The sequence below is a fragment of the Pseudomonas sp. Sample_23 genome (assembly GCF_004307595.1).
GTDB classification, from domain to species: domain Bacteria; phylum Pseudomonadota; class Gammaproteobacteria; order Pseudomonadales; family Pseudomonadaceae; genus Aquipseudomonas; species Aquipseudomonas atacamensis.
On sequence record NZ_RCNX01000083.1, the window covers coordinates 551,224 to 573,718 of the forward strand.

The window sequence follows — 22,495 nt, forward strand, 5'->3', positions numbered from 1 at the left end:
GAGCGGCCGAACCTCAGCGGTGATAACGCCGCACCGCGCTGCTGTTGCGCAGCACATGGCCTTTGATTTTTTCCATCAGCTCGGCGCGGGTCAGGCCAGCCGGCAGGGCGTCCGGGGCGAGGTCGAGGGCGTAGATCTGGATGATGTAGTGATGGGCGCTGTCGCCCACTGGCGGGCATGGCCCCATGTAATGGGTGTTGCCTTTGCTGTTGGTGCCGCCGACGCCTTCGAGGGCGGATTTGGCACCGACGCCGGCCGCGATCTGGTGGGTGGTGGGTTTGATGCCGTAGTGAATCCAGTGATCCACGCCCAGGCCTTTCTGGCCATCCGGGTCGTGCATGACGATGGCGTAGCTCTGGGTTCCGGCCGGGCCGGCGTTCCAGCTCAGCGCCGGCGACTGGTTCTTGCCGCCGCAACCGGGTGCGTCGCTGGCGGCGGCTGAGGTGAACAGACGGTTATCCGACACGCCGGGGATGCTCAGGGTGAAGCGCTCCTGGGCCTGTGCCGGGAACTGCATGCAAAGGGTCACGGCGATGGCCGCCAGCCATGGGTTGAGAGAGGTCAATCGGGTCATTCCGGGAGCACCTTGTGCAGTGAGGCCGTCGTCGGCCCGCAAACTATAGCTGTACCGTTCGTGCCTTGGCAGTAGCAAATGGCTGAACCTCGCGCGGCGCCGCCAACTCACAAGAGAAACGCCTGCGAGGAAGCCGAAAATGTCCCTGCACCGTGTCGCCCGTTTCGCCGATGTCCCGCAAGACCGTGGCCTGCAAGTCGAAATCGGCGACTGCAAGATCGTCCTGCTGCGTGCCAACGGCGAGTTGCGGGCGTTTCAGGGCCTGTGTCCACACGCCGGCGCACCGTTGGCCGAGGGGGGGTTGTGTCACGGCAGGTTGATCTGCCCCTGGCACAAAGCCGCGTACCGTGCCGAGGACGGCGGCCTGTGCGAGCCGCCATCACTGGACAGTCTCAAACGCTATCCGCTGGAGTTGCGCGGCGATGAAGTCTGGGTCGATGACCAGCCCCTGCCCGATCCGCACACCCCGCCCGCTGACGACCCAAGAACATTCGTGGTGGTCGGCGCCGGGGCGGCGGGCACGGCTTGCGCGGCGGCATTGCGGGAGAAGGGTTTTGGCGGGCGCATCGTGCTGGTCGATGGCGAACCGGGTGCCGGATACGACCGCACGGTGTTGAGCAAATTTGTCCTCGCGCGGGAGATGTCGTCGAAAGAAGTGCCGCCGCTGCGCGATGAGGCGTTCTATCAAGCGCAACGCATTGAACGCGTACAAAGCGAAGTGACTTCACTCGACGCCCCAGGCAAAGCACTCCATCTGAACAACGGCGGCATCCTGCGCTACGACGCCGCTGTACTCGCCACCGGTGGCGCGCCCAATCCGTTGAAGCTGCCTGGTGCCGAGTTGGCCAACGTCTTCGTCCTGCGTTCGAAAGCCCAGGCTGAACAGATCATCAACGCCGCTCAACCGGGCCAGCGCGCGGTGATCATCGGCGACAGTTTTATTGCTCTCGAATGCGCGTCAGCCCTGCGCGAGTTCGGCCTCGACGTCACCGTGCTGGCACGCCACGCAGTCCCGTTTGCCAAGCAATTCGGCGAGGCCGTGGGCAAGGCGATTCGCGGGTTGCACGAAGAGCACGGGGTGAAGTTCATCAGCGAACACGAGGCTACGCAGATCCTTGGCGAGGACAAGGTCGAGGGCGTGCTGCTCGACAACGGTCTACGCCTGGCGGCGGATCTGGTTCTCGCCGGCGTCGGCGTTCACCCGGCCACTGAACCTTTCGAATCATTGCCCAAGGAAGAAGACCAATCGTTGCGTGTTGATGACGGCATGCGCGTCAGCGATGGCCTGTGGGCCATCGGCGATATCGCCACGTTTCCGTTGAATGGCCAGCCAACCCGCATTGAGCATTGGCGCCTGGCCCAGCAACACGCGCGCATCGCTGCGGCCAATATGCTCGGTGGCGAGGAACATTATCTGGATGTGCCGTTTTTCTGGACCTACCACTTTGGCAAGAACTACGACTATCTCGGTCACGCGCAGGAATGGGACGAGGTCGAGTTCAGCGGTGAGCCGGAACAGCCGCCGTTCATTGGCCTGTTTGCAAAAGACGGCATCGTCGTTGCGGCGGTGGCCTGCGACAAGCAACGCGCAATGGCGCTGCTGGCCGAGCGAATGAAGCAACCTTTGCGGATGAAAGAGGCCTGGACGCTGATCCAGGCCTGACACCGGCGCCATACGAGGTCAGGTCAGGCGTTTCACCGGCTCGCGACTGTCGTCTTCTTCGGCATGCAGAAAGATCACCCGTGGATGCTCCAAAGGTGCCAGCGGCGCCGGCAGTGCTTGCTGCTGAAGCGGCCACAAATGCGTTTCTACATGGCTGATGTCGCCGTCCTGATCGTTGTGAATGGTCATCACCCCCGGCGTGCGCAGTTTCTGGAAACGCTCGTCGCACAGCTTGAAACTCTTGCTCAGACCTTCATCGCCAATCACCGGTGACGGCAAACGGCGCTGGGCGAAGCTGCGGCTTTTGCGTTGCTGGTAACGCGCCCAGCCGATCAGGATCACCGCGTTGACCAGCGCCACCCACATATAAACCTGCAGAGTCCCCAAGGCATCGAACGCCGAATGATCGATGCGCGGGCCGCCGCTGGTTTCGATCAATGGCCATAACCCGCGTACCAGCAGGAACAGCAGGCCAACCCAGGCCAGGACGGTGAGGATCACGTCGATCACCACCAGAAAGGGCCGTTGGCGAGTCCGGATAATTTTCATTTGATGACTTCCTCCTGGTCGTCGCCCAGCGGTTTGATACCCCGATCAGGACTGACCCAGCGCGCGCGTTTTTTGTGTTGGCTGAACAACACCTTGGGGAAGCTGACCAGGGTGGTCAGCAGACTGACGAGCCAGAACACCAGCGGATACCAGACCACCCAGAACATGGTCTTGCCCAGACCCGGTTCATAGCGCCGATCGATGATGATGCTGACAGCGAACTGCACCAGGCAGACAAACGCCAGCAACAGACCGGTGAAGGCCGGCGGCATCAGGTGATCGACGGCGATCGCGTCGGGCATGACCATGAACTTGCCCATGCCCCAGAAAATCACCGACAGCAGGAAAGTGAACGCCCAACCGGTGGACAGGCAGTATTCGAACAGCAGCGGCCACAGGTAGCGATGGCGGTACTGCCAGATGCCGCGAATGTTCTTGAACAGCACTTCGGCGCCGCCCTGAGCCCAGCGCAGACGCTGCTTCCACAGGCCGCCGAGGGTTTCCGGCATGAGAATCCAGCACAGCGCACGCGGTTCGTAGAAGATGCTCCAGTGATCTAGTTGCAGCTTCCAGCTGATGTCGATGTCTTCGGTGATCATGTCCGGGCTCCAGTAGCCGACCCGGTTCAGCGCAGTACGACGGAACGCGACGATCACGCCGGAGACGGTGAAGATGCGCCCGAACACCCGTTGCGTACGTTTGATCAGCCCGATGATCGAGGAGAACTCGCCGACCTGCACCCGCCCGATCAAGGTCGAACGCGTGCGGATCCGCGGGTTGCCGGTCACTGCGCCAAGACGTGCGTTATCCAGCATCGGCGCGACCAGGTACGCCGCCGTGTTCGGCGCCAGCAAGGCGTCGCCATCGATGCACACCAGATACTCGCTGCGCGCAGCGATCGCGCCCATGCGCAGAGCCACAGCCTTGCCCTGGTTTTCCGCCAGATGCAGAACCCGCAGTCGCGGATCTTCCTTGGCCAGCGCATCGAGCACTTCGGCGGTGTTGTCCTTGGAGCCGTCGTTGATCGCGATGACTTCGATGTTCGGGTAGTGCTGGGCCAGCGCCGCGTAAATGGTATCGGCAGCGTTATCGCCTTCGTTGTAGCAAGGAATCAGGATCGAAATCAGCGGCTCGCCTTCCAGCGGCGGCGGCAGCGTGTCGTCCTGCCATGGCCAGTGGCGCTCCCAGTGCAGCCAGAAATACAGGCCGCCGGCGATCCACAACCCGGACATGAACAATGGGTAGAAGAACACGAACGACATCAGGAACTGGCCGGTCACGAGGAAGATCAGCCCCAGCGGAACGCCAAGGACAATCGCCAGAACAAGCAGGGCTAACAGTCTATCCAGCATGTTATGGATTCCATTTGTTGGAGAGTGCAGGCCTTACGGTTTTCAGGTCTGGCAGGTTGTCGAGGAAGTTGTCCGGGTAGTAACCGAAACTGGTTGCGCCCTGGCGCTTGAGCCGGCCCATCCAGTCCGCCAGATGCACGGCGTCGATATCGGCCTGATCCTTCTGGTTCCAGTCACGCGCCTGCAATTCGAACACGGTGCGGTTGAGCGCGCCGGGACGTTTCTTCACCGTGGCAACCAGTTCTTCCAGCCACGGGCCGGACTCGGCCAGCGTCTGTTTTTCCATCAATGGCATGGCCATCGGCGCCGTCCAGTCGTAGGTGGCGAGGAAGTCATCGAGGTTCTGCGCGAACCACGCTTCGCTTTCAGGATTGAGCATCGGCTCGGCGAAGATGTTGCGTGCGGTCAGCACTTGCGGGCCGCGAATCGCACGGACCTTGGCGGTCAGTTCGTTGGTGAAGTCGATCAGGTAGCGGCTCTTGAAACGCGTCCAGCGTTGCATCGCCGCCGGATCGTCGCGCAGCGCGGCAATCGAACCCGGCAGACCTTGAGCGGCGTAGGCCTTCAAAGCATCCGGGCTGGCGTCTTCGAAATCCGAAAGCACCGCATCGTCGTGGTAGAGAATGCCGTCGACCGAGGTCAGCCGCGCCACGTCTTCATAGATTTCACCGATGATCTTGCGCACTTCGGGATTGAACGGTGACAGGCGTTTGTACTGCTTCGGGTCGACCGAGGTGATGGCGGTTTTCGGGTCCCAGCGGGTTACACGCGGCAGCTTCGAATCCAGCTCGAAACTCAGCACCGGCATCCACGCAAAGACCTTCACGTGGGCACGGGTGCGCAGTTGCCAAGCGACGCGGTCGAACAGGTCGGCGCGCATCGGCAGGTGGCGGTTGGGGAAGTACAGCGAATGCACCAGACCATCGCCCTTGGGATCGGCGAAGGCTTGCAGAAACACCGTGCTGGCGCCCAGGTCAGCCATGCGCTGCACCAGTTTGCCGAGGTTGATGTCCTGCTGGGCCGGGTCCGGGTCGTAGACGTTGTCGAGATCGACATGCACCACGCGCATCGGCGCTTCGGCCTGCACCGAAACGATGCTGTTGGCGAAATGCTCGCCGTCAGGATCGGACGCGACGAGAAAGCGCGGCCCGCTCATCAGGTTATCGAGGGTGTCGAGGCCATCGTCCAGGGTCAGGGCCATTTCATAGCCCTCCTCACCGACCACGGTCAGCGAGGTGCCGTCGGCGGTGCCGTACGGCCAGACCCAGACCCGTGGTTTGTAACCGGTGGCCTTGCGGATCTTCTCGGAAATGTTCTTCACGTCGGTACGAATGCGTGCCTGGAAATCGGCTTCGGATTCATAGCGTTTGGTGACCGGGTCATAACGCCGGGTCGCGGCGGCCGGCTGCAGGTTGCCCTGCGGGTTGCCAAGGATGCCTTTGTGGTTGGCATCGGTGTGAGCGGCGATCTCTACCAGACCGGACTTGGAAATTTCGCGGATCTGCTGCCAGGTCAGGAAGTTGTCACGGTTACGCGGCGTGCCGGCGAAATCCACCGGTTGATTGAGCGGCGTGTCGATCCAGGTGCCCACCGGCGCCAGCAAGGCTGGCCAGTTGTAGGCGCGCAGCACCGGCAGCACGCGGGTATAGAAGCTGGCATAACCGTCGTCGAAACTGAGCAGCACCGCTCTCGCCGGAAGCTCCGGGCCACCCTTGCGCGCGGCCATGATCTGGTCGACGGTCACTGGTTTGTAGCCGTTCTCGCGCAGCCAGGCGAGTTGCTCGATCATGCGCTCGGTGCGCACCGCCACCACGGCCTGATCGGGATCACGGTCTTCGACATCGTGATAGGCGATGCCAAGCACATGGTTTTTTGGCCACGGTTGTTCACTGGCCGCGACCGGGCGCTCGGAGGGCGGCGCGAAGGCCGGGGCTTGCTGGGCGCAGGCGCTGATCAGCAGCGCTCCCAGCAGAAGGATGAAACGCGAGATAAAAGGCATCTTCAAACTCTTCTAGAAGCGGAAAGTGAGGTCGACGAGCAGACGCAGATCAGTTTCCCGATCACCGTCGTAAGGCCGGTTGATCACACTGAACATGCCGCCCACATCGAACACGTCGTTCCAGGCGTACCGTTGGCCATAACCGAGCAATGCCATGCCGCCGGTGCCGTGGTCGCGCTGGCTATAGGTGCCCGCGCCGGCCTGGAATTGCTGGCTCCAGGAAGTCTCGTAGCGGTGGTAGAGCACGTGATTGACGTTGACCAGCGGCATCACGCTGAAGTCCGACTTGGGGTTGAAGTACGGCACGTCGTCGGATTTCGAGTTGTGGCTGGTGCCGACTTCCAGGCCGGCGTCGACCTGAATGTTCGGCGCGGTGTAGATGCCCTCGCGCCCGGTCACCAAGGCTTCGACGCGGTTGTTGCCATCGCTGAAGTGCGACGGGCTGACCGACACGCGCCACTCGCGGCTTTCGTTGGCGCGCCAGCGCAGGAACGCACTGCCGCCGTTGGCCTTGATATCGCTGTTGAGCGCGCGCAGCGGGGTTTCCGCCGAGAGGTATTCGAGGCTGCCGCCGTATTGCCAGTGATCATTGATGTCGCGGGCAATCGCCAGGCGCGCGCCCTGTTTGTCACCGAAGCCGTAATCGTGATTCGACACCTCGGCTTCGAGGGTCATGTCACGGGTGCGCCGTTCCAGGCCGACACGCTGGAAACGATGGTGGCCAGTGCCTTCCGCGAAATCACCGGTGGCATAACCGGCGCCGGCAAACACCCGCCAGTCTTCGTTGATCGGTGGGCTGTAAAGGGTGCTCTGGATACCGAAATCTCGGCTGCCGCTGACCGCACCGGCATCGCCGCTGCCGCCACCGTTGGCCTTGCCGCCGTAGGCTTCGACACGCAGTTCGGCCATGTCATGCACTTCCCGTTCGCGAGCCAGGCGCTGCACCTGGCGGTTGTCCGGATAGCGCGCAACCACGTCGTCGACCAGCGCACCGTTCTGCCGCCACTCCTGCAACTCCATCGCGGTGCGCGCCTGAGCGACTTCCAGGCCGGCATCGCGCGGCGCCATGCTCTCGGTTTCCTTGAGCTGGCTTTCCGCGCGGCGCGGCATCTGGCGGGCGAGGTAGAGATCGGCCTGGGCCAGACGCAAGCCAAGGTTACCCGGCGCTTGATCGACCAGCGTCTGCAAACGCTCTTCGCCGTGCGGAAGATCGGAACCGTAGGTGCCGGCCTGGGCGGCGAGTTGCTGGGCGTCCATCCATTCGTCGTTGGGGTTGCCGACCGGCAAACCCTTGAGTTCGACGCGCGGACGCTGGGCTTTCGCTGCGTCCTCGGCGACCTTGCGTGCTTCGTCGGCGCGGTCGCTTTCCAGCAGGGCGTAGTACAGCGCAGTGGTGTCTTCGAGACGATCACCGACATCGGCGTCCGGCGCCGAAAGCACCTGGCGATACAGATCGGTGGCAATCTCAGGCTCGCGTTGATCCAGATAAGACGCCGCCACCCAACGCAGGGCGTAAGTCGGAATCTCCACGCCCTCGGCTTGCAGTTTCTGGTATTCACTGATGACGTCGGCAGTGCGCGCGCGGGCCTTGAGCGCGCCCATGCGGTCGATGCGCCAGCGCGTCACGTCATCGTGGGCAGTGGCGTCAGGGGTCCAGGTTGCGAGCAGTTTGTCGTAATCGGCCAGCGCGCGGTCGGCGATGACATAGCGTTCCTTTTCGCTGCGGGTGGCCAGTTCGGCAAGGCGCACGCGTTCGGCGGCGAGATCGCCTTCGAGCCGGCGCAAGGTCACCGGATCAATCAGGCCGGGACGTTGACTGGCCAGACGCAGCGCCGGTTCAGGCAGACGGGCCTTTTGCAGCGCGACCACGTACTCGCGGGCGACTTCCGGTTTGTTGCCGGCGCGGATGAAGGCTTGATCGAATTCAAACAGCGCATCGTATTGTTTGCCGGCGCGGCCGAGGGCATAGCCCAAGGCCAGGCGGCGTGACGGATCGTCGGGTTTGGCGGCGACCAGCGCCTGGGCGCGGGTGACGGCCTGATCGGGCTTGCCGGCATCGGCCTGAGTCAGCGCGAGGCCCAGTTGCAGGTCAGCGTTGTCCGGCTCCAGCGCCAGCGCTTTGTTGTAGACCTGGGTGGCCTGATCCCAGCGCTTGAGGTTGCGATAGGCACGCGCGGCGGCGGTCAGTGCCTGCACCGGCAGGACGCGGTCGCGACCCTGGGTTTCATAGACCTTGACCACTTCGGCATCGAGCCCGGCCCAACTGGCGATTTGCAGGTGATCGCTGACCTGGCCGTCGCTGGCCTGGCCCGGCGGCACCTGACGCAAAACCGTCAGCGCAGGCGTGTAGTGCCCGGCGCGGGCATCGCGCACCATCTCGTCGTAGGGTGTGTCGGCCAACGCCAGCACTGGCCAGAGCAACTGGCTGCACAGGGCGAATCGGAACAAAGGGCGCAAACCACGATGTAATACAGGGCCATCAATACGCGGCATTTGTCAGCATCCTTACATGGCCAGCCGGGTCGCAATGCCCTCCTTGCCCATTCGTAACGGTGGCCGACGATGACAGCCCTCGGCCAAGCTTGGTGAGGCAGTCTGCACGCAAGCGTAGTCGAATTTTCACAACGCAATAATTGTTCAGAATCGGCCTGTCTGTACAAAACCCGTACAGCAAAACGCCCGGCGCCTGTTTACACAGGGGCCGGGCGTCTGGAGGGCGCGCGGTGGGCTTATTGCTCTTGGGTGACGCCGGCAAACTTGCCCATAAGGAAGCCGATGAACTGCTCGACGGTCATCTTCTGGCCGTTGAATTCGACCTGATTGGCCGCGTAATGCAGTTTGGTCACCACGTTGGTGCCGTCGGCGACAGCCAATTGCGAGCCGACCGCCATGCCGGCGAACATGTCCGCCGCTTCCTTGGACTGATCGACGATGGCTTTGGCGTCAGTCTGGCCATCGAGTTGCGCCTGCACGCTGAGCAAATCGACGAGCATCGGCTTGGACACCTGAATGTTCAGGTCGAGCAGCGCGATCAGTTGCTTGCCGAGTTGATCCGGCGGCAGGTCCATCGATTGCGGCTTGGTCAGGTCGATCACCAGATTGGCGCGGCTTTCACCGTTGGCGGTGTTGAACGACAGATTCTCCAGCGCCAATTGCGGGCCGGCCGCCAGCAACTTCTGCAGATCGGCTTTGACCTGGGCGTTTTCCGCTTCGGTCAGATTCAGCTCCGGTGCCGGCACCCCCTGTGCGGCAGCTTCGGCGGCAGCTTTTTCATACGGCTGCAGTTTGGTCTGGTAGATCTGCATCAGCGACATGGTCGACGGAATGTCGAGGTTCTTCAGGCTCATGGCCATGGCCGCCGAACCGACTTTTTTGTCGTTGAGCGTCACTTCGCCGATTTTGTAGTCGGCACGCCCCGAGGCGTTGCTGCCGCTTTCTTCGGTGCGGTTCTTCATTTCGAAGTTCTTCACGCCCAGCATCATCGGCTTGGCGCCGAAGGTGGTTTTGCTGCTGGTCACTTCCAGGGTGTTTTCCCCGGTGTAGTAGCCGTAGCTGCTCTTGGCGAGGTTGCTGGCCAGGGTCAGGCCGTTGAGCTCGACCTGCACCGGCGCCTGGTCTTCCGACACGGTGACCAGTTTCAGGTTATCCATGTAGCCGTCGGCCTTGACCTTCTGCGCCTGGGCGCTGGCGGCGATGTCCATGCTCAGACCGGAAAACTTCAGGCTCGACTGCTCATCCAGCGCAGTTTCGAACGGCACCAGATTCAGAGTGCTGGTGGTCGATTCGTCGTAACCGATGTTGGTCACGCCCTTGAGCGGCGCGGCGCCGTTGGTGGCGGCGAACCATTTTTCCGTGGACGGGCTCTTTTCCAGCTCATAGTTGCTGGTGGCCATGACCGGCAGCCACTTCAGCGAAACCAGACGCGAGAACGGCAGCGGGCCGTGTTCGATGTGGTCGACGAACAGCAGCTCGACCGGCGCATCGCCGAACATCTCGCCCTCGCCCTTGAGGCGATAGTGCGCGGTGCTGGTGAAGGTGTGGCGTTCCAGCGACACCAGTTCCAGCGACGCGGTGCCGTTGGAGCCGGCCATGGCGGTCTGCAACTCTTTGTTGGCGTTGGTCACGGCGTTGTTCAGCACGCCTTCGATCTTGGTCCCGGTGTACCAGGCCCCGCCTGCGCTGATCGCGCCGATGGCAACAACAATTCCGAGAAGCACGCCTGCTGATTTATTCATGAATGACCTGATCGGTTTCCGTGGCTGTGGATGAAGTCGTCTTCCTTGAACCCGGGATCGGGTCACGGCTCGACTGTGCAAAAGTGACGGGAAGGTTAGCATCCGCCACTCGGAGTGGTTGGCTTTTTAATCCGGCCATACGGCTGTGCCGGTCATACCGAAACCTGAGACGGTTTTGCCCCTAAAAGGTGCCGCAGGTCCTTCATGCTGTCCTGAATCATTGCCGACGCAGACTGGCCGTCATAGCGGATGCTCGATTCGTAATAGCTGTAAACGCTGGATGACTGACGCACCGAGGAAAGCCAGTTGAACGATCCCACGGCGAGCCATGCGTCATCCACCAGAAGCATCTTGCTGTGCACACTGCGCACCTGCGTGTTTCTGAACTTCGCTCCGGCCTCTTCAAGCAACCGGACACACTCTTCGAAAGCTTGCGCTTTTGTCGGCTCGGCACTGCACAATTCACGACTGCTGATGACCACGACGCTGACGCCACGGGTGCATGCCTCGCGGATCAGCGTCGGTACCTGATCCTGCCTGATTGCATCCTTCGTAAGATAGGGAGACACGATGATCAGACGCTCTCGGGCGCTTTCGAAGGCTGATCGCAGGGTTTGCCTGTGACCTTCTAGATCGCTGATTTGCTCGGTGAAATACGGGTTATAGGCCGGCACCAGCCATTGCAGGGGGATTCCCTTGAGTTCATTGCGCTCGTCCTTGAACAAATGCCGGCCGAGAATCGCCGACGGGGTTGTTCCGACCGGGTTGAAGAGGTTCATGTTGCCAAACACCAGAAACGCGTCTTGTGCCCGAGAGATAGCAACGTTCAAAAGAGAACCTGCATCCTTGTCGAAAAAAGGCGACCCGGGTTCGGTATCCAGACCATAGGTCGGTGAAAATATAATCAGCCGGCGCTCAGCGCCCTGCAGACTGTGAACGGTGCCTACCGTTATGCCATGTCCGGCACCGAGACTGTGATCCAGCGCCTGACGAATTGCCGAGGTCTGCGCCGCGAACGGCGTGACGACCGCCACCAGATCCTTGTAAGCTTTTTTGTCTTCGGCGAAAGAAGCCTCGATGCCTGCTCGATGTTCCTGCAACCAATGAGCAATCACCTGTGCCTCGACCTGATTGCGTCGGCTTTTACCGACACGTTGGTCCAGCCCCGTCAGGTGGACGTAGCCCAGACTGGGACTGAAACGGCGAGGGCCTTCTTCGCGGCAAGGCTGCAACAATTGTTTGTAAACCAGCTCATTGCAGATCTCGATGATTTCGCGCCAACAGCGACGATGCTCACTGAGGAACATGCCACGACCACGCCTGGCATGCTTGGTGTAAGGCGTAGCCTGTTGGGCGACCCGCATCAGATTGCCTTTTGAAGCTGATCTGCCCGATTCGCAAAACGCCTCCCAGCCATCGCCCAGCAGGCCGAAGTGCCGAGCATTGGCCAGATCGATCGAGGACGGCAAACCATGTACCGGGGCAATTTGATCGACGTCACCGACAACCATCGCCCGCTTGGCCAGCGCAAAGGCGGGAACGCCGATCTGGGAGGCGACCTGGCCGGCTTCGTCGACGATCAACAGATCGATGCAATCGAGCAAGGGAAGGTACTGGCTTTTCCAGCCACTGAACCGGTTTGGCAATGAATAAAGGGTGACCACGGAGCAAGGAAACAACTTGGCCAGACGGCGGTATTGGCGCTCGAGTCGCTCCGGCGACAGGGTGTCCTCTACTTTGGAAAAACGCGCAAGCGTTTGCTCGACCTCCAGCAGATAACGCGCTTCCCAGTAATGGGTCGCCCATTTGAACGCTTCAAATCGCAGCCCTTTGTCGAGTGCGTCCTGGATGACTGCGGTTTCAAGCTGCCCATTGGCGTCGCCGAAGCTCTCCAGCCGAGCGATTGTTTCGTTGAGCGTCGAGAGCGACTGGCGTGTCGTCGTCAACTGCGTTTGTAGCCGCTCGTGGTTTTTCGAGAGCGCTTCGGCTTGCTTGGCCAATAGCGCATCGAAGGCTTCGCGGCTGCCGACATGATGGATCTGCGCTCCCAATGTTTCGCTGTGGTCGATGGCGACCCGAGCAAAGAAGACATCGTCGCGGCGGCTTCGCAGCGACTTCCGCCCGCACCAGGCCATGAACGTGACGAAAATGTTTTCCTGCTCTACGTGAAGCTTCCAGGCCAGCTTCAACTTTTGAACCTGCACCAGCGCGTCGGCAGCCCTCTGCAGGTCTTTCACGCCGCCGTTGATCGAACCCTCAAGCGCTGAGCGTGCGTGTGCCGCCATTTCCTGCGAGACACTCACTGCGCCGAACAGCGTATTGAGCGCGATCAGATCTTCAGTGACGCGTTCGATACGACTGCAGCAAGCTTCGAGTCGAGCATGAAGCTCGGTGGTTGCGCCTTCAAGCGACGGCTCGCGTAAGCGTCCCAATGCGTTTTGGGCGCACTGTAGAAAATGGTCAAGGGCCAGCGCAAAACCTTCGGCCTTTTCCACCAACTGAAAGTCATGCACCGAGTTCTTGCCCATACCTTTCAAGGCATGAACGGTGAAGCCGTGCATGTCGTTTTCTCGGCTTTTGGCAGGCAGGTACAGACCGTAACTCTCAAGCCCTTTGATCCACCGACCGGTCAATGGTCCATCTCGCTCCTTGACCTTGGCGAAGGCTTCCAGGATGTTGACGACAGCTTGATTGTTCGTCGAGGTTGCGACGATCAGCGGCGGCTCCTCTTGCGCCCTCGCCTGTTTGATCCACAGCGAAGCGATGACGCTCAACAACAGCGTGGTTTTACCGGTACCCGGAGGGCCATCGACGGCTGTCACCGCGTCCGGCAGGGAAAAAAAGTGCACCAGCGATTCACGCTGCGATGGCGACAGCCCATAGCGGCATTCCATTTGCCCCAGATGTTCAATCGAACCTGCCAACTGCTGCTCGGCCGTGAGCAACGGCTTGTCTGTGACAGGGTTGAGGAGAGTTTCGAGCAGATGCAGCGCGGCATCACTGTCGTGACGCAAATGATCGAGCAAGGTCTGGATGTGCTGCGTTGCACCATTGGCGCTGGTTGCAAGCAGAATCAGCGGGTGATTGAGCCTTTCGTACTGATCGACCTGAAGATTTTCCCACTCCTGCCCGCAGACCTCACGACAAAAGGTTCTGGCGTTGTAGACAAGACTGTTCCAGTCCGTCGGACGAGGTAGCCGGGCATACACCCGGTCGACGTCTTCCACGGTACCGACCGTAACCTGATAGGCACTTGGCTCAAGGAAGTTGCGTGGCGCAACGGGTCGCAGGTTTTCCGGATCAATGCTGAGCTTGCCGTTGCGTTGCAACAGGCCGAAAAAGAACAGTGGTGCGATGCATTCAGGCAGCAGTCTGCTTGGATGGCCATGCTCCGGTCGCAGGCCGAAGAGAAAAGGGCAGACGATGACTCGTAGTGGCCAGCCCTCATCGGCGTCGACCTTGACCGCGCGCTCAGTTGAGCTGGATTTGGGTCTCTGCCCGTACAGCTTCTTGCAGCAATGGTCGGACAGCTCGCCGCGTATGATTTCGTCCAGCGTGAGCGCGCGCGAGGCCTGATCAAGCTCAGGCATCAAATTACAGGCGTCGGCCAACGCAGCGCTCAAGTAGTCGAGATGAACCTTTACATTCCCTTGCATCAGTTTTGCAGCCATCAAAAAAGTCTGCGGCCATTATGCCAGCAGGGTAGAAAAACCCCATCCTGGGATTTTCAGGAATACTGAACCTCGATTTCATCCAGCTGATGATCAAAGCTCTTCAGCCGAGCGGTCCAGGTATACACCAGCACTTCAAAGTCGCGATCGATCACCGCTCCGCCGGTGGTATCCGCCCGCACATCGCAGAAATCCAGCTGATAGCGTTCGCGGGCCATGGCCGTGGCGACGTCGGACAGCTCGCGGGCGTTGTTCAGCCAGTGCCAGCCGTCATCGGCGATCTGCTTGTCGAGTTCCAGGCATTGCTTCTTCAGGGCTTCGAGGCTTTTTTCCAGCGGCGTGCCGGTGAGCTCGCCCATGACTTCGGCGAAGGTTCGCCCGGGCTGCCAGTAGCTGCCCCAGAAGTAGCGGTCGAACACGGTTTCGACCCGGCGCAGGGCGACTTTGGTGTCCCAGATCAGCACGAGCATCTTGCCCCGTTCGAGCTGGCGCTTCTTGACCCGTTGCAGCTGAATCGAGGTCCACGCGACGACGACGATCGCCATCACCGCGATCAGCGCAACGGCGCTGTCGAGGAAGATCATCGCCGTATCGATCTGGTGGGCCAGCATGATCCCGTAGAAATACGTGGCCGAGAGCAGCACCAGTGCCACCAGAGCGCACCAGAAGCCGAGAGCGTAAGGGTTTTTCATTATTGGTTTCCCCTGGGCCAGCACGAGCAATGTGCATTGCAGGAGCGCTTGGCATGGGGCGCCCCTCCAACACTTCAAAGCATAGCAACGGCCTCAGGGTTTGCTGGCGCTCGAGGTGTTCGTTCGTCCGCTTTCCCAGCCACCGCCCAGGGCGAGGAACAAATCGATCTGGCTCATCGCGACCTGGGTGTTGGCGGCGGCCAGTTGCGCGGTGACATCGGTGTAGGTGCGGGTTGCTTGCAGGTCGGCAAGGAACGACTCGCGGCCGGCCTGGAAGAAGCGGTGCGTCTGCTCGGCCGCGAGCTTCGCCGACTGTTCGGCTTCGGCCAGCGCATCGCGGCGTTGCAGCAGCGCGCTGTACTGGGCCAGACCGGTCTGGGTCTCGCGGATGGCGTTGAGCACCACGCCGTCGAAATGCGCCAGCGCGCCTTGAGTGTTGGCCTCGGCTTCACGAATGCGCGCACGGGCGCCGTTGGTCGGTACTTTCCAGCTCAGCGACGGGCCAAAGCCCCAGCGGTTGGTCGACGGGTCGCCAAGGTCATCAATGATGCCGACGGTGCCGATGGTCGCGCCGATGCTGATGTCCGGGTACAGCTCGCCGGTGGCAATGCCGATGCCGGCGGTTGCCGCCGCGAGGCGTCGTTCGGCCTGACGAATGTCGGGACGGCGCTTGAGCAGCGCAGCGCCGTCACCGACCGGCACCAGTTGCGCGATCTTCGGCAACTCAGCGCAACTGGCGGTACCTGCCGGCAACTGTTCGACCGGTTTGGCCAGCAGCATCGACAGACGGAACAGCCCGGCCTGACGCGCTGCTTCATAGCGCGGCAAGTCGGCGCGCAGGGATTTGAATTGGGTCTGCGAACGGGTGACCTGGGTCTCGTCGCCCCGCCCGGCGTCACGCAGACGCTGGATCAGCGTGGTGCTCTGCGATTGCAGATCGAGAGAGTGCTCGGCGATTTCCCGCTCTTCGTTGGCTGCGCAGACCTGGGTGTAAGCACGAACCACGTCCGCCACCAAGGTGATACGCGCAGTGTCGGCTGCGGCCTGAGTCGCATCGGCATTGGCTTTGGCCGCTTCGATGCCGCGCTGCAAGGTGCCCCACAGGTCGAACTGGTACGAAGCGCTGATGCCGATATCGGCAATGTTGGCCACCGGGACTTTCTCCGGCAGCAGGAACGCCTGACCGGATTCCTGCAAACGTTGCGCGCCCATTTTCACCCCGCCGCTCCAGCCACCAGCGGCCTCGGCTTCATCCACCTGAGCACGTGCCCGCGACAGGTTCGCCGCCGCCACGCGCAGGTCGGTATTGGAAGCCATGGCCTGCTGCACCAGTTGATCGAGGCGCGGGTCTTTATACAGCCGCCACCAGTCGGTCGGCACCGGCGCCGAGACAACCGGTTTGCCGGCGACTGCCAGCTCACCCTGAATATCCTTGCGCTGCACCGCCGCGTCGGTGGGCACCTGATAATCCGGGCCGACCATCTGACAGGCCGAGAGCATCACGCCCAACCCGGCGATCAACCAGGCCCTGCTCATGGCTGCGGCTCCTCATGCTGATCGTCGATGATCGACACAGTGGCGGTACGCCCGGCGATCATGCGGAAGTCGGCCGGCACCTCATCAAAAGCGATGCGCACCGGAATCCGCTGCGCCAGGCGAACCCAACTGAACGCCGGGTTGACGTTGGGCAGCAGGTTGCTGCCGCTGGTGCGGTCGCGGTCTTCGATGCCGGCGACGATACTCTCGACATGTCCGCGCAACCGCGCGCGGTCACCGATCACGCGAATATCCACCGATTGCCCGACGTGAATGCCGTCGAGTTTGGTTTCTTCAAAATAGCCGTCGATGTGAAAGGAGTTGCTGTCGACCACCGACAACACCGGGCGCCCGGCGGTGACGAATTCCTGCGGACGCGGCGCGCGGTCGTTGACGTAACCGTCGACCGGGCTGCGGATCACCGAGCGATCGAGGTTGAGCTGCGCACTGTCGACCGCCACCAACGCCTCGGCCAATGCCGACTGTGCACGGGCGACGCGCGACTGGCTTTCTTCCAGCTGTTCGGCCGGCACCAGATTGCCGAGGCCACGGTTACGCTTGGCTTCACGCTGGGCCTGGGCGAGGGTTTCCTGGCGATCGGCAACGGCGGCCTTGGCCTGGCGCAGGGCCAGTTTGAAGCGATCCTGGTCGATGCTGAACAGCACCTGGCCACGTTTGATCAACTGGTTGTCCTTTACCTCGACCTGCTGGATCAGCCCGGAAACGTCAGGGGCGATCTGGATGATGTCGGCGCGAATGTGGCCGTCTCGCGTCCACGGCGCGAACATGTAATACATCACCATGCGCCAGACGAGGACAACGGCAAAAGTCACGATCAGCAGGGTCAGGACCACGCGACCGATGGTCAGAAACGGTTTTTTCATGTCATCAGGTATCGACTGAGTGAGTCCACGCCGTACAGCAGCACGGCGTAGAGCGCCACGTTGAACAATGCCCGGTGCCAGACCAGACGGTAAAAGTGCAGGCGTTGCAGCACGCCATGCACCAACAAAAACAGCACGTAAGTGATGCCCATCAGCACCAGCAGGGTCGGCAGGAAGATGCCGCTGATATCCAGATCACCGATCATAGGGGCGCTCCATCGGGCAGCGGTTCTTCGGGCTCGGCGCTGGAGACGAACTCGACGCCGGGCAGCAAGGCCAGACGCAGACCGCTCAAGGCGTGCAACAGGTGTCGACGGGTTTCATCGTCGCCCTGGCCGTTCAGCGCACGGCGGGTACGATCAAGGGTCATCAGCAGACCGCTCGGTGCCGGCAGGCGTTCGTCGGCTTTGAGGCACGCGCGGAAATACTCGCCGACCTCGCCCACCACTTGTCGCAGCAGGGCGTTTGGCACGCCAGTGACGCGCGGGGTGTAGGCAAGCAGATCGAGCATATTCAGACCGACACGCACTTCGCGCATGGCGATGCCGGTGTCCTGACCGGTCAGGGCCAGACGCGGCAGGTGCTGCATCAGCCGATCGAGCAGCTGCACGCCCAAATGCCGATGCTCGGCGAGGCTGGCTGGCTCGGTCATGCTGACAATGTCTTTCCAACTGAATCGGGTCAGGCGCTTGGCCGCCAGCTCGGCGCCGAACGGTCGCGCCACCAGCGTCCAGATAAAAGCGAACAACAGCCCCAGCGGCCCGGCAAGGTTGGAGTTGGCAAAGGCGAAAAAGTCCGCGTCGTAAGCACCCTGAATACTGATGAACGACGAGGTATTGACCAGCGTCAGCAGCATGCCGAGGTAGAAGCGCGGCTGCACGGTCAGCGTGCCGACGCAAATGAACGGCACGGCAAACGCCAGCACCAGCATCGGGAAGTCGTGCAGGTTGGGCAGAATCAGAAACAGATAAAGGCTGGCAAACAGCACCGACATCCCGGTCCAGAAAAAGAACCGGTAAATCTGCGGCGCCGGGTCGTCCATCGAGGCAAAGAAGCTGCACGCCACCGCTGCCAGGATCACCGCGCTGCCGCCGTCCGGCCAGCCGAGCAGGATCCACAGCACCGAAGCAACGATGATCGCCAGAATGGTCGAGGTCACCGAGTAGAGCATCAGTCCGCGATCGATGAACGGCGTCAACCGGCCCAGGCGCCAATGCCGGTAGACCGCGCGCCAGCTGTCCTGGCGCTCGCACAGAATCGCATCCTGCAGGCTGCGACAGTCCTGCCACAGATCGATGAATTCACCGAGGCGGTAGATCGCGTTGGAGAACAGCAACTGTTTGCGCTCCTCCAGCGCTTCGGCGCTCGGTTGCAACGCGTCGAGTTGATCTCTGAGTGCTTGCCAGCGCTCAAGGTTGGCGTCCGCGTAGGCCAGCCATTCCCGGGTCGCGGTCAGCAACGGCTGGAATTTTTCCACCAGTTCCGGGGTGCGGCGTTCGAGGGCGTACAGCGAATCCTCAAGGGCATCGATCACCGGCAACAGGTGAATCATCCGCCCGCGCAGTTCCTTGGTGTTGCGCACGGTTTGTGGCCGCGCGCCTTCGTGGGGCAACTGGCCGATCATCAACTCGAGGCTGTTGAAGTTGGCGACCATGGCCATGCGCAGCGCGGTGACTTCTTCCGGCTGCACATCGCGGCTGAGAAACTTCAGGCTGTAGCTCGTCGCATCGGCGAACCACTTGCTCACGGCATCGTTGAACACCGGCGCCAGCCGTCGCGGCCAGAACATCGCACCGACCACCGCAGCGACGGCGATGCCAAGGAAAATCTCTTCGGTACGTGCCTCGGCCACGTCCCACACCGCCAGCGGATTATCGACCACGGGCAGGGCAATCAGCGGCAAGGTGTAGCCGGCCAGCATCAACGCATAGCTGTTGGCGGTGCGCAGATGCAGGGACATGAACAGCAGAATGCCGGTCCACAACGCGATCACCACCACCAGCACATAGGGGCTCTGTACGAACATCGGCACGAAGAGCACCGCCGCCGCCGCGCCCAGGAAAGTGCCCGCCGCGCGGTACAGCGCTTTTGAACTGGTCGGGCCGAGAAACGGGCTGGAGACAATGTACACCGTGGCCATCGCCCAATACGGACGCGGCATTTGCATGAGCAAGGCGATGTACAGCGCAATCATCGACGCTGCAAAAGTACGGACCCCGTAAAACCAGTCACGGGCCGGCGGCATGCCAGTGAAAAAACCGTTCAAGAATTGACCACCACAGGCGAACTCGCCGCCTCAAAAGCCCTCAGTACCCGAAGCGTAGCTTCCAGATCGCTGCGCTCGATGCCTTCCAGCACCTCATGACGCAAGCGCACCAGCTCGGCCTCCACCGCCTGCACCAGCTCGCGGCCGGTATCGGTAAGGCTCAGGCACTTGGCGCGGCGATCCTGAGCATCTTCGGTGCGACAGACGTAACCGGCGTGGCACAGCTGATCGAGCAAGCGCACCAGCGAAGGACTCTCCATCCCCGCAGCCTGGGCGACTTGCACCTGACGCACGCCCTCGCCCAAACGCCCGATCATCAACAAGGGCACGGCGCAGGCTTCGGAAATTCCATAGTTGACCAGCGTGGTCTGGCAGATCTTCCGCCAATGCCGGGCGGCCACCACCATGGCGCTGCTGATGTTCATCTGGAGACTGTCGAGGGAATCGGACACGGGATAACGGACACTGTTAGTTTGCTAACTATCAATATCGCATTGGAGGGGAATTTCAGTCAAGTTTTGAAACAAATCTCTCCGTTAGTCGCCCTATCTGACTCAAAGCTTTCTCCATCGATACTGACAAGGTATATACGTTGTCATCACCAAATTCAGGAGCCTGATATGTCAAAACAAGCCGTTTTCACCATGAAACTGGAGCCGGAACTGCGGGAGGAGTTCATGGCGGAAGCCGAAGCGGCACACCGGCCGGCGTCGCAAATCATGCGAGACATGATGCGTCAGTATGTTCAAACCCAGCGAGAGGCCCGCGAATATGAAGCGTTCCTGCAACGCAAGGTTGAAATCGCTCGGGAATCCGTACGTGCCGGAGACGGATTGAACAACGAAGACGTAGAAGCAGCGTTCGCGGCAAAGCGCAGGCAGGCAGAAGATCACCTATGAAAATCATATGGACGCCAGCCGCCGCACAGGATCGTGCAGACATTTGGGACTACTTGCAGGCCGCCAACCCAAGAGCGGCCATCGAAATGGATCTGCGCTTCAGCGAAGCGGTTCATCGCCTTTCCGACAATCCGTTGATTGGCCGTGCCGGCATCATTGCCGGTACGCGTGAGCTGATTCCGCATCCCAGTTACCGTCTTGTCTATCAAACGGAGAGAGATGCCGTCTGGATCATGGCGCTGGTGCATACGGCACGGACTTGGCCTCAGCCGAAGTAATCAGCCCGCCCCTTGCGCAACATCACATTCAACTGATCCACCACCTCCGCCCAATCCGCATCATCCAGAATCTCCTCGCGCAGAAACTGCGCCTGACTTTCCGTCCAGAAAAACGCGTCAGCCAGATGCAATTCCGGCTTGAGCGGCGAATGGCTGGCGATGAATTTGTCGATGCCGGTCGGATCGTCATCGAGGCCGAGTTGTTTGAACAGGGCCGGTAGACTGTGCTGCGGATTTTCCATGATGCAACTCCTCTGCAATTCAGGTCCGGCGTTGCGCCGTTCGCTGCAGTGGAGTTGATCATAGCTGTCGCGGCGGGTTCAGGGTCTGGCGACGTCAAGTGAGCCTGCGGCCAGTTGCGCTGCCGGATAGACCGACTGCCATCCGCCGCCGAGCGCCTTGTACAAACCGACCATCGCCAGGGAAACGCCGGTCGAGCTTTCTACCCATTGTTCCTGCGTGGCGAGCAAGGCGCTTTGCACGGTGAGGACGTTGACGAAATCGACCACGCCTTCGACGTATTGCTGTTGCGCAGTACGCAGGGCGATCTGGTTCTGATGCACGGCTTCGGCGAGGCTGTCGCGCCGGCGCTGGCTGGCGTTGTAGGCGGTCAGTTGATCATCGATTTCATGCCAGGCGCGCAGCACGGTTTGCTGGTAGGCGATGGCCGCTTCCTGCTGTTGGGCTTCACGCAGTTGCAGCATGCCGCGCAAGCGACCGCCGTCGAACAACGGCAAGCTGAATTGCGGGCCGATGGCAAAGGCACGCGAGCCCCATGAACCGAAATCGCTCAGTTGCATGGCCTGTGAACCGAAGTTGCCGGACAGGGTGATGCGCGGATAGAAATCGCCCTTGGCCACACCGATGTTGGCGGTGGCGGCGTGCAGACGCGCTTCGGCCTGGCGGATATCCGGGCGGCGTTCGGCCAATTGCGATGGCAGGCCGATGGCGACTTGCAGTGGCGACTGCGGCACTGCCGCGTCTGTGGATAACGCTTGAGCGAGGGCCTGCGGCGGTTCGCCCATCAGCAGACTGATCGCGTTGATCAGTTGCGCCTGACGCTGCTCGAGCGCCGGCAGCCGTGCCTCGATGGCGGCGACTTGCGCGGCAGCTTCGGCGACGTCCAGGTCGGTGGCCACGCCATCGGCCAGCCGCAACTGCGAGAGTTTCAGGCTGTGGCGAGCGACGTCGAGGTTCTGCTCGGTGACGGCGCGGGTGTTCTGCACCCCGCGCAGCTGAATGTAGTTTTGCGCGGTGTCGGCAAGCACGGTCAGCAGCACGCCGCGACGATCATTTTCTGCCACTTCGAGATTGGCATCAGCGGCTTCGGTTTCACGACGCACGCGGCCCCAGAAGTCCAGTTCCCATGAGGCGGAGAAACCGGCATCCCAGAGGTTGAACGCCTCGTCGCCGTTATTTCCCGATGGATCGTTCAAGCCTTCGCCACTGTTGCGTTTGCGCCCGTAGCTGCCGGTGGCAGAGCTGTGCGGATAGCGCTCGGCGGTGATCACCTGACGCGCGGCGCGGCTTTGTTGCAGGCGGCTGCTGGCCAGTTGCAGGTCGAGGTTGCTGTTCAGCGCGCGTTGGGTGAGCGCGGAAAGTTGCGGGTCGTGGAAGGTTTCCCACCAGCGTTCGTTCAGGGGTTCGCTGACGGCCTGGCTTGGGGCGGACCGGGCGGGTTTGGCCCAGTCGGCAGGCTGAGGGGCTTCGGGTTTCTGGAAGTCTGGGCCAACGGTGCAAGCGCTGAGGCTGACTGCAAGTAGGGCACTCATGGTGAGTCGCTGCCAATGCCCCCATCGCTGGCAAGCCAGCTCCCACAAGGAATGTGCAGGCTGTGCAAAATGGTTCAGCCTGCCAATGAATCCTGTGGGAGCTGGCTTGCCAGCGATGAGGCCAG

18 protein-coding genes are annotated in these 22,495 nt (G+C 61.5%); 3 read left to right on the plus strand and 15 right to left on the minus strand.

Annotation, left to right across the window (positions count from 1 at the left end; translation table 11 throughout):
* Positions 1-13 precede the first annotated feature (13 nt).
* A complete protein-coding gene (locus tag D8U82_RS22505) occupies positions 14-574 on the minus strand; it encodes a YbhB/YbcL family Raf kinase inhibitor-like protein (protein WP_130887566.1) in 561 nt (186 codons plus the stop codon).
* Positions 575-713: 139 nt separating this feature from the next.
* Here D8U82_RS22505 and D8U82_RS22510 point away from each other — a divergent pair, with 139 nt between their 5' ends.
* Positions 714-2,237, plus strand: a complete 1,524-nt coding sequence (locus tag D8U82_RS22510; protein ID WP_130902976.1) for an FAD-dependent oxidoreductase — start codon at positions 714-716, stop codon at positions 2,235-2,237.
* 18 nt (positions 2,238-2,255) lie between these two features.
* Here D8U82_RS22510 and pgaD read toward each other — a convergent pair whose 3' ends face one another.
* From pgaD to D8U82_RS22570, 12 genes are all read right to left on the minus strand, one after another.
* Complete coding sequence (pgaD, locus tag D8U82_RS22515) at positions 2,256-2,786, minus strand: poly-beta-1,6-N-acetyl-D-glucosamine biosynthesis protein PgaD (RefSeq protein WP_016772255.1); 531 nt, start codon at positions 2,784-2,786, stop codon at positions 2,256-2,258.
* Positions 2,783-4,138, minus strand: coding sequence for a poly-beta-1,6-N-acetyl-D-glucosamine synthase (gene pgaC, locus D8U82_RS22520; RefSeq protein WP_056786973.1), 1,356 nt, complete (start codon positions 4,136-4,138; stop codon positions 2,783-2,785). Before pgaC ends, pgaD begins: the two co-directional genes overlap by 4 nt.
* A 1-nt stretch (position 4,139) precedes the next feature.
* On the minus strand, positions 4,140-6,137 hold the full coding sequence (gene pgaB / locus D8U82_RS22525; protein ID WP_110644743.1) for a poly-beta-1,6-N-acetyl-D-glucosamine N-deacetylase PgaB: 1,998 nt from the start codon (positions 6,135-6,137) through the stop codon (positions 4,140-4,142).
* 12 nt (positions 6,138-6,149) lie between these two features.
* Positions 6,150-8,630: a poly-beta-1,6 N-acetyl-D-glucosamine export porin PgaA gene (pgaA, locus tag D8U82_RS22530; protein ID WP_130902977.1), complete on the minus strand. Its 2,481-nt coding sequence runs from the start codon at positions 8,628-8,630 to the stop codon at positions 6,150-6,152.
* Positions 8,631-8,866: 236 nt separating this feature from the next.
* Positions 8,867-10,372, minus strand: a complete 1,506-nt coding sequence (locus D8U82_RS22535) for a YdgA family protein (RefSeq protein ID WP_130902978.1) — start codon at positions 10,370-10,372, stop codon at positions 8,867-8,869.
* Positions 10,373-10,524: 152 nt separating this feature from the next.
* Entirely contained in the window at positions 10,525-14,043 is a 3,519-nt protein-coding gene (locus D8U82_RS22540; RefSeq protein ID WP_130902979.1) for an AAA domain-containing protein, read from the minus strand.
* Between the two features lie 56 nt (positions 14,044-14,099).
* On the minus strand, positions 14,100-14,735 hold the full coding sequence (locus tag D8U82_RS22545; RefSeq protein ID WP_024011125.1) for a hypothetical protein: 636 nt from the start codon (positions 14,733-14,735) through the stop codon (positions 14,100-14,102).
* 93 nt (positions 14,736-14,828) lie between these two features.
* Positions 14,829-16,271, minus strand: a complete 1,443-nt coding sequence (locus D8U82_RS22550) for a TolC family protein (RefSeq protein ID WP_130902980.1) — start codon at positions 16,269-16,271, stop codon at positions 14,829-14,831.
* The gene (locus D8U82_RS22555) at positions 16,268-17,155 is read right to left on the minus strand and encodes an HlyD family secretion protein (RefSeq protein WP_076564936.1); all 888 of its coding nucleotides are present in this window, start codon (positions 17,153-17,155) and stop codon (positions 16,268-16,270) included. Before D8U82_RS22555 ends, D8U82_RS22550 begins: the two co-directional genes overlap by 4 nt.
* Positions 17,152-17,361: a DUF1656 domain-containing protein gene (locus D8U82_RS22560; protein WP_016772264.1), complete on the minus strand. Its 210-nt coding sequence runs from the start codon at positions 17,359-17,361 to the stop codon at positions 17,152-17,154. Before D8U82_RS22560 ends, D8U82_RS22555 begins: the two co-directional genes overlap by 4 nt.
* Entirely contained in the window at positions 17,358-19,421 is a 2,064-nt protein-coding gene (locus tag D8U82_RS22565) for an FUSC family protein (RefSeq protein WP_016772265.1), read from the minus strand. The genes D8U82_RS22560 and D8U82_RS22565 overlap by 4 nt, the downstream gene beginning before the upstream one ends.
* A complete protein-coding gene (locus tag D8U82_RS22570) occupies positions 19,418-19,846 on the minus strand; it encodes a MarR family transcriptional regulator (RefSeq protein WP_016772266.1) in 429 nt (142 codons plus the stop codon). The genes D8U82_RS22565 and D8U82_RS22570 overlap by 4 nt, the downstream gene beginning before the upstream one ends.
* 195 nt (positions 19,847-20,041) lie before the next feature.
* On the opposite strand from D8U82_RS22570, the gene D8U82_RS22575 reads away from it, so the two are divergent.
* Together D8U82_RS22575 and D8U82_RS22580 are read left to right on the plus strand one after the other, a co-directional pair.
* Positions 20,042-20,320 (plus strand): hypothetical protein, encoded by a 279-nt coding sequence (locus D8U82_RS22575; protein WP_016772267.1) that lies wholly within the window; start codon positions 20,042-20,044, stop codon positions 20,318-20,320.
* Positions 20,317-20,598 (plus strand): type II toxin-antitoxin system RelE/ParE family toxin, encoded by a 282-nt coding sequence (locus D8U82_RS22580; RefSeq protein WP_016772268.1) that lies wholly within the window; start codon positions 20,317-20,319, stop codon positions 20,596-20,598. Before D8U82_RS22575 ends, D8U82_RS22580 begins: the two co-directional genes overlap by 4 nt.
* Here the strand turns inward: D8U82_RS22580 and D8U82_RS22585 are convergent.
* Positions 20,586-20,840 (minus strand): DUF2789 domain-containing protein, encoded by a 255-nt coding sequence (locus D8U82_RS22585; RefSeq protein WP_130887562.1) that lies wholly within the window; start codon positions 20,838-20,840, stop codon positions 20,586-20,588. The genes D8U82_RS22580 and D8U82_RS22585 overlap by 13 nt on opposite strands.
* A 78-nt stretch (positions 20,841-20,918) precedes the next feature.
* On the minus strand, positions 20,919-22,370 hold the full coding sequence (locus D8U82_RS22590; protein WP_130902981.1) for an efflux transporter outer membrane subunit: 1,452 nt from the start codon (positions 22,368-22,370) through the stop codon (positions 20,919-20,921).
* Positions 22,371-22,495 lie beyond the last annotated feature (125 nt).

What these genes read in the sequence shown, in the direction of transcription:
- D8U82_RS22505 (WP_130887566.1), bottom strand. Translation starts at nt 574, where the DNA reads ATGACCCGATTGACCTCTCTCAACCCATGGCTGGCGGCCATCGCCGTG.
- D8U82_RS22510 (WP_130902976.1), top strand. Translation starts at nt 714, where the DNA reads ATGTCCCTGCACCGTGTCGCCCGTTTCGCCGATGTCCCGCAAGACCGT.
- pgaD (WP_016772255.1), bottom strand. Translation starts at nt 2,786, where the DNA reads ATGAAAATTATCCGGACTCGCCAACGGCCCTTTCTGGTGGTGATCGAC.
- pgaC (WP_056786973.1), bottom strand. Translation starts at nt 4,138, where the DNA reads ATGCTGGATAGACTGTTAGCCCTGCTTGTTCTGGCGATTGTCCTTGGC.
- pgaB (WP_110644743.1), bottom strand. Translation starts at nt 6,137, where the DNA reads ATGCCTTTTATCTCGCGTTTCATCCTTCTGCTGGGAGCGCTGCTGATC.
- pgaA (WP_130902977.1), bottom strand. Translation starts at nt 8,630, where the DNA reads ATGCCGCGTATTGATGGCCCTGTATTACATCGTGGTTTGCGCCCTTTG.
- D8U82_RS22535 (WP_130902978.1), bottom strand. Translation starts at nt 10,372, where the DNA reads ATGAATAAATCAGCAGGCGTGCTTCTCGGAATTGTTGTTGCCATCGGC.
- D8U82_RS22540 (WP_130902979.1), bottom strand. Translation starts at nt 14,043, where the DNA reads ATGGCTGCAAAACTGATGCAAGGGAATGTAAAGGTTCATCTCGACTAC.
- D8U82_RS22545 (WP_024011125.1), bottom strand. Translation starts at nt 14,735, where the DNA reads ATGAAAAACCCTTACGCTCTCGGCTTCTGGTGCGCTCTGGTGGCACTG.
- D8U82_RS22550 (WP_130902980.1), bottom strand. Translation starts at nt 16,271, where the DNA reads ATGAGCAGGGCCTGGTTGATCGCCGGGTTGGGCGTGATGCTCTCGGCC.
- D8U82_RS22555 (WP_076564936.1), bottom strand. Translation starts at nt 17,155, where the DNA reads ATGAAAAAACCGTTTCTGACCATCGGTCGCGTGGTCCTGACCCTGCTG.
- D8U82_RS22560 (WP_016772264.1), bottom strand. Translation starts at nt 17,361, where the DNA reads ATGATCGGTGATCTGGATATCAGCGGCATCTTCCTGCCGACCCTGCTG.
- D8U82_RS22570 (WP_016772266.1), bottom strand. Translation starts at nt 19,846, where the DNA reads ATGAACATCAGCAGCGCCATGGTGGTGGCCGCCCGGCATTGGCGGAAG.
- D8U82_RS22575 (WP_016772267.1), top strand. Translation starts at nt 20,042, where the DNA reads ATGTCAAAACAAGCCGTTTTCACCATGAAACTGGAGCCGGAACTGCGG.
- D8U82_RS22580 (WP_016772268.1), top strand. Translation starts at nt 20,317, where the DNA reads ATGAAAATCATATGGACGCCAGCCGCCGCACAGGATCGTGCAGACATT.
- D8U82_RS22585 (WP_130887562.1), bottom strand. Translation starts at nt 20,840, where the DNA reads ATGGAAAATCCGCAGCACAGTCTACCGGCCCTGTTCAAACAACTCGGC.
- D8U82_RS22590 (WP_130902981.1), bottom strand. Translation starts at nt 22,370, where the DNA reads ATGAGTGCCCTACTTGCAGTCAGCCTCAGCGCTTGCACCGTTGGCCCA.